Source organism: Paenibacillus macerans (genome assembly GCF_900454495.1).
Lineage (GTDB): Bacteria > Bacillota > Bacilli > Paenibacillales > Paenibacillaceae > Fontibacillus > Fontibacillus macerans.
In genome coordinates this window covers 2,479,175-2,492,260 of sequence record NZ_UGSI01000001.1, presented here as the reverse complement: position 1 = coordinate 2,492,260, position 13,086 = coordinate 2,479,175, and the positions used below count along the sequence as shown (strand labels likewise).

General features: G+C 52.1%; 12 protein-coding genes. 10 read left to right on the top strand and 2 right to left on the bottom strand.

Annotated features, from left to right (window positions below; genetic code table 11):
* The first annotated feature begins 42 nt into the window (after positions 1 to 42).
* The 8 genes from citD to DYE26_RS11075 all read left to right on the top strand — a co-directional run bounded on the left by citD (position 43) and on the right by DYE26_RS11075 (position 8,047).
* The gene (gene citD / locus DYE26_RS11110; protein ID WP_036624089.1) at positions 43 to 336 is read left to right on the top strand and encodes a citrate lyase acyl carrier protein; all 294 of its coding nucleotides are present in this window, start codon (positions 43 to 45) and stop codon (positions 334 to 336) included.
* Positions 337 to 1,209, top strand: a complete 873-nt coding sequence (citE, locus tag DYE26_RS11105) for a citrate (pro-3S)-lyase subunit beta (RefSeq protein WP_036624088.1) — start codon at positions 337 to 339, stop codon at positions 1,207 to 1,209. It begins immediately after the preceding gene.
* Between the two features lie 19 nt (positions 1,210 to 1,228).
* Positions 1,229 to 2,779, top strand: coding sequence for a citrate lyase subunit alpha (gene citF / locus DYE26_RS11100; RefSeq protein WP_036624087.1), 1,551 nt, complete (start codon positions 1,229 to 1,231; stop codon positions 2,777 to 2,779).
* Positions 2,780 to 2,842: 63 nt separating this feature from the next.
* Positions 2,843 to 4,015: an NAD(P)-dependent malic enzyme gene (locus DYE26_RS11095; RefSeq protein WP_036624086.1), complete on the top strand. Its 1,173-nt coding sequence runs from the start codon at positions 2,843 to 2,845 to the stop codon at positions 4,013 to 4,015.
* A 5-nt stretch (positions 4,016 to 4,020) separates the two neighbouring features.
* A complete protein-coding gene (gene citC, locus DYE26_RS11090) occupies positions 4,021 to 5,082 on the top strand; it encodes a [citrate (pro-3S)-lyase] ligase (protein ID WP_036624085.1) in 1,062 nt (353 codons plus the stop codon).
* A complete protein-coding gene (citX, locus tag DYE26_RS11085) occupies positions 5,079 to 5,693 on the top strand; it encodes a citrate lyase holo-[acyl-carrier protein] synthase (RefSeq protein WP_063836313.1) in 615 nt (204 codons plus the stop codon). Before citC ends, citX begins: the two co-directional genes overlap by 4 nt.
* Positions 5,690 to 6,562, top strand: coding sequence for a triphosphoribosyl-dephospho-CoA synthase CitG (gene citG, locus DYE26_RS11080; protein ID WP_036624084.1), 873 nt, complete (start codon positions 5,690 to 5,692; stop codon positions 6,560 to 6,562). Before citX ends, citG begins: the two co-directional genes overlap by 4 nt.
* A 456-nt stretch (positions 6,563 to 7,018) precedes the next feature.
* Positions 7,019 to 8,047 (top strand): LacI family DNA-binding transcriptional regulator, encoded by a 1,029-nt coding sequence (locus DYE26_RS11075; protein WP_036624083.1) that lies wholly within the window; start codon positions 7,019 to 7,021, stop codon positions 8,045 to 8,047.
* 44 nt (positions 8,048 to 8,091) lie between these two features.
* Here DYE26_RS11075 and DYE26_RS11070 read toward each other — a convergent pair whose 3' ends face one another.
* Positions 8,092 to 9,003, bottom strand: coding sequence for a helix-turn-helix transcriptional regulator (locus DYE26_RS11070; protein WP_036624082.1), 912 nt, complete (start codon positions 9,001 to 9,003; stop codon positions 8,092 to 8,094).
* A 170-nt stretch (positions 9,004 to 9,173) separates the two neighbouring features.
* On the opposite strand from DYE26_RS11070, the gene DYE26_RS11065 reads away from it, so the two are divergent.
* Positions 9,174 to 10,025, top strand: coding sequence for a sugar phosphate isomerase/epimerase family protein (locus DYE26_RS11065; RefSeq protein WP_036624081.1), 852 nt, complete (start codon positions 9,174 to 9,176; stop codon positions 10,023 to 10,025).
* A 47-nt stretch (positions 10,026 to 10,072) separates the two neighbouring features.
* Positions 10,073 to 11,095, top strand: a complete 1,023-nt coding sequence (locus tag DYE26_RS11060) for a Gfo/Idh/MocA family protein (RefSeq protein WP_036624080.1) — start codon at positions 10,073 to 10,075, stop codon at positions 11,093 to 11,095.
* A gap of 375 nt (positions 11,096 to 11,470) precedes the next feature.
* Here the strand turns inward: DYE26_RS11060 and DYE26_RS11055 are convergent, their stop codons facing one another.
* Positions 11,471 to 13,075 carry a response regulator transcription factor gene (locus DYE26_RS11055; protein WP_036624079.1) on the bottom strand — a complete coding sequence of 535 codons (1,605 nt, stop codon included), beginning with the start codon at positions 13,073 to 13,075 and terminating at the stop codon, positions 11,471 to 11,473.
* Positions 13,076 to 13,086: the final 11 nt, after the last annotated feature.

Sequence of the window (13,086 nt, the reverse complement as noted above, 5' to 3'; positions counted from 1 at the left end):
ATCGGCATTACAAAAAGCACATTATCAAAAGAGGTGTTTCATGTGAAGATCAAACAGACGGCTATTGCAGGCACGCTGGAATCAAGCGACATATCCATTGCCGTCGAAGATAATGATGGCAGAGGGATCGAGATCGAACTTGTCAGCACGGTTGAAAACCAGTTTGGCGGTCAAATCCGCAAAGTAATCCGGGAAACGCTGGAAGGATTGGGAGTCAAGGACGTATTGGTGCGGGCCAATGACAAAGGCGCTCTGGATTGCACCATTCAAGCAAGAGTCAAGACAGCGGTAGGCCGTGCGGTTGATGGGAACCTCCGCCCATGGGAGGAGAAATAAATGAGCAGGCTTAGAAGAACGATGCTTTATGTACCTGGCAATAACCCGGGAATGATCCGGGATGCTCATATATACGGCGCGGATTCCATAATGATTGACCTGGAGGATTCCGTTTCGCTGAATGAGAAGGACGCCGCACGTCTTCTCGTCTATCATGCCTTGAAGACATTGGATTTCGGCAGCACCGAGATCCTGGTAAGAGTCAACCCGCTTAATACCCCCTACGGAAGAGACGATTTCGAAGCCATCGTAAGAGCCAAGCCGGATGCAATCCGGCTGCCCAAAACCGAAACGCCCGCAGATGTGGTCGAAGCGGATGAGCTGATATCCGAGATTGAGACAAAGATTGGTTTGCCTTGCGGCACCATCAAACTGTTTGCGGCTATCGAAAGCGCCAAGGGGGCCTTGAACGCCGAGCGGATTGCCACGGCAAGCAGCCGACTGATCGGGATCGCGATCGGAGCGGAAGATTTCGTAACGGATCTGAAGACAACCCGTTCCCGGGAGGGAATCGAACTGCTTACGGCCCGCAGCTTCGTCTTATTCGCCGCCAGGGCAGCGGGGATAGCCGCGGTCGATACCGTATTCTCCAACGTGAAGGATGATGAAGGATTCGCGGGGGAAGTGAAGCTGATCAAGCAGCTTGGTTTTGACGGTAAATCGATCATCAATCCGCGCCAGATCGAAATTGTCCATCGGATCTATTCGCCGACGGAAGATGAAGTGGAGAAAGCGCAGCATGTTATTGAAGCTATAGAAGAAGCGGAAGCCAACGGTTCCGGTGTCATCAGCCTGAACGGGAAGATGATTGACAAACCGATCGTGGAGCGGGCCCGCAGGGTGCTGGATCTTGCGGCTGCTGTAAAAATATAAGCGAAAAAAGGTGAATGTTATGTTTAACGAGGCGGGAAGAGAGATTCCATCGTTTATTGACGGGATCGGACCGCTTGTCCCCTACCGCGAGAAAGCGGCCAACGGCCAGTATAAAAATACGGAGAGATCGAAGGACCGACAGCATAACCCGTCCAGGGACAAAGTCATGGGCTCCATCGAACAGGTCATTGAAGCGACCGGCTTAAAGGATGGAATGACGATATCCTTCCACCATCACTTCCGGAACGGGGATTATATCGTCAATATGGTTATGGATGTTATCGCCAAAATGGGTATTCGCGATCTTACCGTTGCGGCCAGTTCCCTCACCGACATCCATGCCCCTCTGGTAAAGCATATCCAAAGCGGTGTTGTCCGCAGAATCGAAACAAGCGGACTGAGAGGCGAGCTTGCCCATGCTTACTCCCGCGGGATGTTTGACATTCCCGTCATAATCAATTCCCATGGCGGACGGGCGCGTGCTATTGCGTCGGGAGAATGTCCGATTGACGTCGCCTTTCTGGGCGTGCCTTCCTGCGATCCTTACGGAAACGCCAACGGCTATTCCAGAGGAAACGATGCGGCCTCCGCGTGCGGTTCGCTCGGTTATGCCAAAGTAGACGCCCAGCATGCCAAGAATGTCGTTCTCATTACTGACAATCTTGTAAGTTACCCGAATGTGCCCTTTGCGATACCTGAATCTCAGGTGGATTATGTGGTGGTGGTGGATTGTATCGGCGATCCCAAGGGCATTGTATCGGGTGCAACCCGGTACACCAGCAATCCGAAGGAACTGCTGATCGCAAGGCATGCTGCCGACGTAATCGGTGCCTCCGGCTATTTTTACGACGGCTTTTCGATGCAGACCGGGTCCGGAGGAGCCTCTCTGGCTACTACACGGTTCTTGCGGGAAAAGATGCTTGCCGCGAACGTCAAGGCCAGTTTCGCTCTTGGCGGAATTACCCAGCAAATCGTCGATCTCCATGAAGAGGGGTTGATTCACAGGCTGCTGGATGTCCAGAGCTTTGACCTGAGGGCGGTGGAATCCTTAAAGAACAACAGGTTCCACCACCAAATCGACGCCGAGTATTATGCGAGCCCCGACAACGCGGGATGTGCGGCCCACCAGTTGGACGTAGTTGTATTGAGCGCCCTTGAGATTGATCTGGAGTTTAATGTGAATGTTATCACAGGCTCCGACGGTATGATTCGGGGAGCCTCCGGAGGCCATTGCGATACAGCAGCGGGAGCGGCCGTATCCATTATTGTCGCGCCGCTCATCCGCGGTCGCATGCCATCGATTTTGGACAGGGTCAATACGATTATAACGCCGGGTCATACGGTGGATGTTCTGGTAACAGACCAAGGCATTGCGGTCAATCCGCTGCGGCAAGATTTGCTGAATAACCTGAAGTCGGCCAAACTCCCGGTTGTGTCCATCGAAGAGCTAAAGGAAAAGGCAAACCGGGTCGTTGGCCATCCTGAGCCGATCAAGTGGGCGGATAAGGTCGTAGGCATTGTCAAATACAGGGACGGGTCGGTTATCGATGTTATACGCCAGGTCAAGTAAGGAACGATAAGAGCCGAACGGATCTGGATCAATATTACATGTTCATGCTGGAGGTTGGGACAAATGAGCATAAGGGAAGAAGCGCTACAGGCGCACAGGGTGAGCAACGGCAAGCTGCAAATTGCAGCGAAAATTCCGCTTAATAACAAGCACGATCTAGCGCTGGCGTATACGCCGGGGGTAGCGGAACCTTGCAAAGAAATTGCTAAAGACAAAGAAAAGGCCTATGAGTACACGATTAAAGGCAACACCGTCGCCATTCTAACGAACGGGACGGCCGTTTTGGGGCTTGGCAATATCGGTCCCGAGGGGGGATTGCCCGTCATAGAAGGCAAAGCGCTGCTGCTTAAGGAGTTTGGCAACGTAAACGCATTCCCGATCTGTATCGACAGCCTTGATCCCGATGAAATTGTAAGAACCGTTCAAGTCATCGCACCCGGTTTCGGAGGTATTCATCTGGAGGATATTAAAGCGCCTGAATGCTTCTACATCGAGGATAAGCTGAAGGAAACGCTGAATATTCCCGTATACCATGACGACCAGCACGGGACTGCGGTTGCGGTGCTCGCGGGTCTGTACAACGCCATGAAGATTGTTGATAAAGCTCTGGATGGCATACGCATCGTGATCAATGGCGCGGGCGCGTCGGGTATCGCCATCGCGAAACTGCTGCTTGCGGCGGGGGCGAAGCATATTGTGCTGTGCGATATCGACGGCGCGATTTCGGAAAACGCCGGATCAATGAACGAGGCCCAGGAAAGAATCGCAAAAGTCACGAACAGAGATTTTGAGACAGGAACTCTTGATGAAATCATTAAAGGCAAGGATGTCTTCATTGGGGTGTCGGTTGAAGGGGTGTTGACAAAGGAAATGGTGCAAACGATGAATCCGGACAGCATCGTTTTCGCTCTCGCCAACCCGGTGCCGGAAATTATGCCAGAGGATGCTTATCAAGGCGGAGCAAGAATTGTGGCGACAGGCAGATCCGATTTTCCCAATCAAATCAATAATCTGCTGGTATTCCCGGGTATTTTCAGAGGCGCTTTGGAGGCAAGAGCCCGGGATATTACGGACGAGATGAAGCTTGCCGCAGCTCAAGGCATCGCCGGGCTGGTGAAGGATGAGGAACGGAATGAACACTACATCGTTCCGGACGCTTTCGACAAGAGCGTGAGCCGTGCCGTCAGCGAAGCGGTGATCCGAATCGCCCGGGCGGCGGGAGCCGCAGGGAAATAATTCGCATGTGGATATTGGAAATGGAGGAGCAGGTTCTCAATCTGGAGTCGGGCAGGGATAAGGACAGACTGATTGCTTTTTTGAAAACCCGGGGTCTTACGCTGGATAACGACATTCAGTACGCTATGGCGATTGAAGAGGAGGGACGTATTGTCGCAACGGGAGCTTTTTCGGGAAGGGTGCTGAAATGCATCGCTGTAGACGAAGCGTATGCAGGCAGGGGATTGTCCGCCCGTATTATGAACCACTTGATCCGTGAGCAGTATAGAAGAGGCCGATCCCGTCTCTTTATGTTCACGAAACCCAAGAACAAGATGATATTCTCCGAACTCGGCTTTCACATCGTTGTCGAGACACCTACTGCTGTTCTGTTGGAGAACCGGAAGGATGGCTTAAGCCGGTATCTGGATGAAATCGGGAGAGAGTGCGGGTACGGGGATGAAGTTCATGTGGAAGAGATTCATAATGCAGGCGCGGTAGTTCTCAACGGCAATCCTTTTACGCTGGGGCATCGGTATTTGATCGAATACGCTGCCGCGAGGGTACAAAAGCTTCACGTATTCGTGATATGGGAAGACCGGTCCGTGTTTCCGCAGGAAATCAGATACAGGCTGATTGAGGAGGGCACCAGGCATCTATCCAACGTGGTGCTTCACCAAGGGCGGGACTATATTATATCCGCCGCGACCTTCCCGTCTTACTTCCTCAAAAAAGATGCGGATGCGGCCGAGGTCCATGCCGAGCTGGATCTGACCTTGTTTTCCCGGCATATCGCCCCCCATTTGCGGATCACCAAGCGGTTTGTCGGGGAGGAACCCTCCTGTAAAGTAACCCGAACCTATAACAGAGTCATGAAAAAGCTGCTTCCTGCATGGGGGATCGAAGTGGAGGAAGTGCCCCGGATTTGCAACGGCCAGGAAGCGATAAGCGCATCACGGGTGCGGGAGCTGATCCGGAAGGGGGATGTGACTGCGGTGAAAGAGCTTGTTCCGGAGACCACTTACCGGTTCCTGCAGTCACCCGAGGCCGGTGAGGTCATTCGTTGCATACGGGGAGAATTGCGATGACAGATGCGGATGATGAGTTTGAAGTTACGCTGGAAGAGATGCTGAAAGCGCGGGACCGCAGAGCGGCAAAACAGAGACAACTCCTCCTGACCCATTCGCTGCCGCTGATTTCCATGACGGTCAATATTCCCGGTCCCAGGAAATCGACTTTAATGAGCCGGCGGATTTTTCGGGAAGGTTACGATGCGTTGCTTGAGCGGCTTGCCGGGACCGATATGAAGCTGGTCTTTAAACAGATAGACGACCTGATCACAGGTCCCGAAGGATATATTATTGTCAATGCGGATGAACGGATCCTGAAGCAGTTTGCCGTTCAAACAGAGACGATTCACCCTCTCGGCAGATTGCTTGATATTGACGTTCTGGGAAGAGCCGGTCAACCCATTTCGAGAAGCGATTTGGGTTATCCACGCCGAAAGTGTCTGTTGTGCAGGCAGGATGCGCACATTTGCGGAAGAAGCAAGGCCCATTCCGTAAATGAACTTTTGTACGCCATTCGTTCTATCGCTGATGCCTATTTTCAGGCAGCATGCGGTACGCGGGCCGATATTCGCTGCGGGAAAACCATCAAGGAAGTGGGGGAAACAGAAGGGGAGTATGTCTATCGATGAAAATGCAGAAGACGGAAATTAGCGGGAAGCTGGAAAAGACGGCGTTGCTGTCGCTGTTGCTTGAAGTTTCCTCCAGCCCGAAACCGGGCCTGGTTGACCGGTTTAATTGCGGCGCTCACCGGGATATGGACTTTTTCACCTTTATGGAGAGTTCGGCCGCCTTATCCGGCTATTTCGTCAAATGCGCGCTGCTGGGCACGGAATTTCAGGGAGATCATCCTAAGGAACTGTTCCGCAGATTGCGCCCTGTCGGAATTGCAGCCGAAAGGACGATGTTTCAAGCCACGGGAGGCGTGAATACCCATAAAGGTCTTGTATTTTCGCTCGGGATCTTATGCGCGGCTGCGGCACACCTCATGGCGGTGCTTGAAACGGAACTGCTGGATGCGGAAGAACTCTGCGGACTGATCGCCAACATGACGGAGGGGTTAAGCCGCAGTGAGCTGGCATCCATGAACAAATCCGCAGGACTCTCCAACGGGGAGAAGCTGTACCGTAAATACGGCTTAAAGGGGATACGCGGAGAAGTGGAAAGGGGATTTCCCACGGTCAGAAACGGATCACTCCCGGTTTTCCGGCAGTTAAAGGCGGCGAACACGCACCATATGAACGAGATCTGCGTGCAGACCCTGCTTCACTTAATGGCTGTTAATGAGGATACGAATGTTGTGGCAAGACATGATTTGGATACGCTGGAGTATGTCCGGCAGTATGCCCGCCGAGTTTTGGAAGCCGGAGGGGTGCTGACGGAAGCGGGCAAATCAATGGTTCTTCTTATGGATAAGGAATTCATCAAAAGAAATATCAGCCCTGGCGGGTCGGCAGATTTGTTGGCCGTTACCGTCATGCTGGATCGGATTTGCATTTAATTTGGGGCCGGCCTTTCGGTCCGGTCCTTTCCCTATTTCCTCCCTGCGTAGTATGAATATATGTTGAGAGGCATTTTCTGACAGTGAAACTGGGAGGTATCATCATTCTCATTGGATTTATCCAATAGAATGGGAACTTGAGTGGTCATACGGCCGATTGATTGGAAATTTCCAATAGATCAGACTCAGCAGGGCGCAAATCGGGCGACTTGAGCGAAATCTATTGGATATTTCCAATGAGAGTTCAGAAAGGCATTTTATTACCGTCATTCTATTGGATTTTTCCAATCTAAAACTGCCCGCCTCCGCCTAACTCAGGTAATCAGGAAGAACTTGACATATCATGGCATGAACTATAAAATGAGTTTGCCGCAACTTTGCGCAATTTTCTTTGCGAGTTGCATAAATAAAATGTCCTTATTACTTGAAGCGGGATTGTAGAGAGGAACAGCAAAAATGGCGAGATTAAAAGATATAGCCGAACAGGTGGGAGTGTCGATCTCAACGGTTTCAAGGGTAATGAAAAATGATGCCAACCACTCGGTGAGTGAGGAAACACGGCGGAAAATCTGGGAAACGGCAGAGCAAATGGGCTATCATTCGCAGCGCGCCGCCAAGGCAAAAAAGAACCAACCCAAACACGGTTTCCGGGTCGGTTGCGTTGTAGCGATGCCCCAGAACAAATATAACAATCCTTATTTTTCGATTATTCTGGAAGGGATCGAGAAAGAACTGGCCGCTTCCGGAATGCGTCTGGAGTTTGTGCACAGTCTGGAAAAGCAAGGCGACCTCCAGCAGCTGCAAACTTTGGTGAAGGAACGCCGCCTTGACGGACTGCTGATTGTGGAACGGATCGAGCAGGAGGCGTACAAGTGGCTGAAAGCGAACGTCGGCATCATCGTGGGGATTGATCTGGCGGACAAGGAGATCCCTGTGGTCAGCTACGACCGGTCGGCCGCGGCGAAAGAAGCCGTGCAATATCTTATTGCCCAAGGCCACCGGCGGATCGCCTATATCGGCGGCGCGGAGCTCGATGACGATTTCCGCAGCGAAAAACGTTTTCTCGGCTACCAAAGCGCGATGCAGGAGGCCGGATTACCCGTCCAGGAAGATTGGGTGATCGATGTAAAATGGGATGTTTCCTTGAGCTATGAGCTGACCAAGCAGGCCTTCGAGAAAAATAACGATCGGCCAACGGCTATTTTTGCCGCCAGCGATATGATGGCGATTGCCGCGATGCGGGCGGCCGCCGAGCAGGGACTGAAAATTCCCGAGGATATCGCTTTTTTTGGTGTGGACAATATCGAAATATCGGAGTTTACCTCGCCCCCTTTATCCACCATCCATGTACCCAAGCTGGAAATGGGCATGTTTGCCGTTAAAATGCTGCTGGATTACCTGAACAACCGGTATACCGTTCCGGTCAAACTGATCGTACCTTACACCATGATGCTTCGCCGGTCCTCGGGCGGCAGCAGCGAATGAAGCTGGCCGTAGGGCCTTTTTTCGCTTTGCGCCAAATCCGTACTTTAGAGAATCCGTGAAAGCTTGCGGTAAGCGCGCGGCGAGATTCCTTCGTTTGCGTTAAATAAACGGCTGAAATAATGAATATCGGAATACCCCACCTGAGCTCCTACTTCTTCAATCGTCCAGTCCGTATCCCGAAGCAGTCTGCATGCCTCGCGATGCCGGACGGTGCGCAGGAATTCCCCGGGAGGCACGCCGATGATTTGCCGGAACAGCTTGGCGGCATGATCCACGCTCATCTGCAGCTCGGCGGCAATCCGTCTGCCCGACCAGTCCTCCGCAGGAGCGGCGTCGATACGTTCCGCCAGGCGCTTGATGCGCTCTCCATGCTCCGAAACCCCGGCGATCCGGCGGGCCATTTGGGAACGCAGTAAATGCGCCAAAATCTCCAACATTAACCCCTTGCATACCAGCTCAAACCCCAGAGAACGCCTGGCAAATTCATGGATAAGCTGTTCCATCGCCTGAACGCACTCCACAGACGGCGAATAGACGGGATCCGCGGAAAAGGCCAGCCCTCGATCCGTTCCCGTCACGGCCTCGGCGGCGAGCTTGTCCCATACCATTCCTTCCTCGGGGATCAGCAGATCCTCCTCCTTTTGAATCGTCACATCGCTGAAAAAATCAAAGTGAATGCCCATCAGCTTGGCTTCAGGCACGGAAACAATTTCGTTTTGATGGTAGACCCCGCACGGCAGGAAAATGAGCTGCCCGGCCGAAAGCAAATAGCGCTGCCCGTTCATGGTCGTGGCCATTTCGCCATGGCAGACGTACAGCAGCTCGAAATCGTACAGCCTCCTTACGGGAAACCGGCATGGGGGGAGGGTTTGAAATTGAGCGTAATGAATGTTGGGCGACCAGGCCGTGAAGGGGGCGGTGCGCGTTTTTACGGATAAAGGGCGATTTTCACTCACGGGAAAGAACCTCCTTGCTCACAAAATCACGGAATGAGATAAAAATTAACTTTTTTCGCTAAATAAATTATGTCTTGGAGTCAATATAATGAGTGTATAAACACAAAAAAACAAAATTCATAACTATGGTATCACCTTAACGGAAAAATGCAAAATAGGGAGGAAGGACGATGAAGAAGGGAATTAACATCTGGTCGTTCCGCGAAGGGACAACCATTGCGGAAAGCGCGCGCCTGGCGAAGGCGGCCGGCTTTGAAGGGATTGAACTGTCCTTGAATGAGGAAGGCGAGCTTGGGCTGCAGATTACGGAAAAAGAGGCTGTCCAAATCCGCCGGCAGGTGGAGGACGCAGGTTTGGAAATATGCGGCCTGGCTACCGGCTTGTATTGGTCTTATTCCATGACCAGCGAGCAGGTGTCAGTCCGTAGCAAGGCGTCCGATATCTGCAAAAAGCAGTTGGAGCTGGCGGCGGCGCTTGGAGTTGACGCGATTCTGGTGATTCCAGGGGCGGTCGGCGTGGATTTCATTCCCGGCTCCGAGGTGGTGCCTTACGACACAGCTTACGACCGTGCTTTGGAAGCGATCGGCAAGCTGGCGGGGGAAGCGGAGAAGGCCGGCGTCTCCATCGGCATCGAAAATGTGTGGAACAAATTCCTGTTGTCGCCGCTGGAAATGCGCGGTTTTCTTGACGCCGTGGGCTCGCCTTATGTCGGTTCCTATTTGGACATCGGCAATGTTCTGTACGCGGGTTATCCGGAGCATTGGGTTCGCATCCTGGGGCCGCGCATCAAAAAGGTGCACTTCAAGGATTACCGCCGCGAAGCCGGCGGGCTGCATGGATTTGTGGACCTCTTGGCGGGCAATGTAGATTACCCCTCCGTTGTGGCCGCGCTGCGCGAGGTTGGCTACACCAATTACGTCACGGCCGAAATGATCCCGCATTATGAACATTATTCCGAACAGATCATTTTCAATACTTCGGCGGCTATGGATGCCATTTTGGGACGAAAAGAGGCTTATTAACTTTAAGAGGCAGTTTTATTGAACGCGTACTTTAAGGAGGCAGCGCGATGCTGAAAATTGGTCTTGTCGGCTTCGGCTTTATGGGCCGGATGCATTTTGACAATTATGTTCGTCTGATGGCCGAAGGGGAGCCGATTGAGCTTGCGGCGATTTGCGATCTGAGGATCGATGAATTGAAGGACAGCAAAGCGAACGGCAACATGTCGACGGGACAGGAGATTTATGATCTGTCTTCCTACCGGCTGTATGATCATGTGGAGAAAATGCTTGCCGCAGAGCAGCTCGATATGATCGATCTGGCCGTTCCCACCTACCTGCATGCGGAGATGGCTTGCTCGCTTCTGGAACGCGGGTACCATGTATTCTGCGAAAAGCCGATGGCCCGCTATTCCGCCGATGCCCGCCAAATGGCGGAAACCGCCAAGAAGCACGGCCGCAAGCTGATGATCGGACAGTGCCTGCGCTTTTGGCCGGGTTACGTATACCTGAAAGAAGTGATTGAGGACCAACGTTTTGGCCAGCCGACGGCCGGATATTTCTACCGCGGCTCGGGAGCGCCGAAAAATTGGTTTCTCACCGAGCAATTAAGCGGTGCGGCTCTGCTGGATATGCATATTCACGATGCCGATATGATCCAGTGGCTGTTTGGACCCCCGGAGAAAGTGTCGACCATCGGGCGCAATGTCATCCCGGGCAGCGGCTACGATATCGCGTCCACCCATTACGCCTACCCGGACGGCAAGGTGATCAACGCCCAGGTTGACTGGACGCTGGAGGGAGATTTCGGTTTTTACATGGGCTACCGGGTCAACTTTGAACGGGGGAACATCGTATTCGACGGCAGCTCCGTAACCGTAAATCCCAATGACCAGCCGGGCTTTAAGCCGGAACTGCCCGCGGATGACGGCTATTACCGGGAGTTGAAGCATTTCATCGCGGCGATTATCCACGATCAACCGCTCGTCATTTGCACGCCGGAAAGCGCCGCCGCCTCGGTCGCGCTGGTCGAAGCGGAAGAGAAGTCGGCCAATGCTGGTGGGGCTTGGGTAAGCGTTGATGTAATGGGGTAAAGCCGCGATTCATTGCTCTTGGTCTGCTGTTGAATGGAATAGTTGCAAAATAGACAGTTACTTATCGGGCAATGCGGCCACAGCGCTCGGGTAATTGTAAAACATACAATTACTCCGCTATCTTTTGAAGAATAGGGGGAGAGACGAGGTTATAATTGCATGAAGTGCAATTACAACGAATGATCGGGTAGATAGATATAAGTTAGTTGTATGATTTGCAATTATTCGTCAAAGCATAGGGTGATTTTGTCTCTACGACAGTTAAGCTGCGAATTCCGCAATCTTCAAAAAAGCTTCCAGACCACTGCTTGAGTGGGGTTGGAAGCTTTTTCGCCTGCTGCATCGTCTGAATAAGTAAACTCAATTTAGAACAAGCTAAATCGACTTCCGGAACTCGTTCGGGGACATGCCGGCGAAATTCCGGAAAAGCTTGATAAAGTAGCTCGTATGCTCATAACCAAGCTGCTCGGAAATTTCCGCAACGTTCAAATCGGACTGGTTCAACAATTCCTGCGCTCTTTCCATTTTCGTACGGGTAACAAATTCGACGAAGGTTTCCCCGGTTTCCTGCTTGAAAATCCGGCTGAAATGAGACGGGTTCAGGTTTAGACGATGCGCCATTTCTTCCATCGCGATTTTCTCTCCCGTATGGATCTGAACGTATCGCTGCGCCTCGGCAATTTCCCGGCGTACGGTCTGTTCCCGCAGCGCCTCTATTTCGACGGATTTTTTTTCGAGAAATGCCTGAAGCCATTCCAGCAGATGGTCCAGCGTTTCGATCGAAGCGATTTTCCGCTGCAGCATTTCGGTGTTGAAGCTGGTGACGAAGTTTTGCATGACGGTGTACTTGAGCTGGAGCTCCATGGTCATTTTCAGCACCCAGCATTTAACGGCTTCGACGGGATAGACTCTGCTTTCGATAAATTTTTTCCATTCCTTGACAGCCAGCGATATCCGGGCCTTGTCCCCGGCAACAATGCAATCTTTCATCTCCTGCAGGGCTTTGGAATAATGCAGGAAGATGTCCTCTTTCGTTGTCTCCACAGGCAGCATTTTCGCATAGATACGCTCGCCCGCATAGAAACGGAACGTTTTGGCGTCAAACAACCGCTGAATTTCTTTTTTCAATTGGAGCAAATCGCCGCTGACCTCACCGCGGACAAACGAAATGCCGACGCGCAGATGTTGATACATCTGTTGTTGAACGCGCAGCAGTTCTTCCCGCACGTCCTCATAAAGATTTCGTTTTAACGTATGGGGAAAGGGGAACAAAAACAGGTATTGCTGTTCGTTCAGCACAAATATAAAGCTCTCGCTCAACCGGACTAACTCCTGCAAGGCGTTATCGATGACGAACTGCATGTTGACGGCTCCGCCAAAGCGGATTTCCAATTCAGCGGCCCGTTCCGGCCAGGCGGCAACCGGAAGATAAGGAACGCCGCCCCGGAGAAGGATTCCGAAATTTTGAAATTCTTTTGCCCATTCCACTTCGTTCCAGACCGGCTGTTCAAGAAACTTGCGGATGAATCGGGAACGTATAGCGGATAAATTCTGCTGAACTACGTTTTGGAGTTGGTTCCGGTCGTTTTCCAAGCGTTTTTCCTCGGTCAATTGATTCGTCAACCGGTCCAGTACGGAAACGACCTGATCGATCCGGAGACTTTCCTTCAAAATATAATCGCTTACGTTCAGCTTTACGGCCGACTGCGCGTAGTGAAAATCTTCGTGACAAGACAAGATGACCGCCTTCAGCCGAGGGTTGAGCGCGCTCGCTTTTTCGATTAATTCCAGGCCGTCCATCACGGGCATTCCGATATCCGTAACGAGAATGTCCGGACGATGGAGTTGGCAAGCCTCCCAGGCTTGGCCGCCATCGGAACAAACGGCGGCCAATTCCAGGCCAAGGTTCGGCCAGGGGATGCCGGCGCTCAAATATTCCAATACCGTATAATGATCGTCAGCGATAAGAACTTTAAACATGATGGTCATCC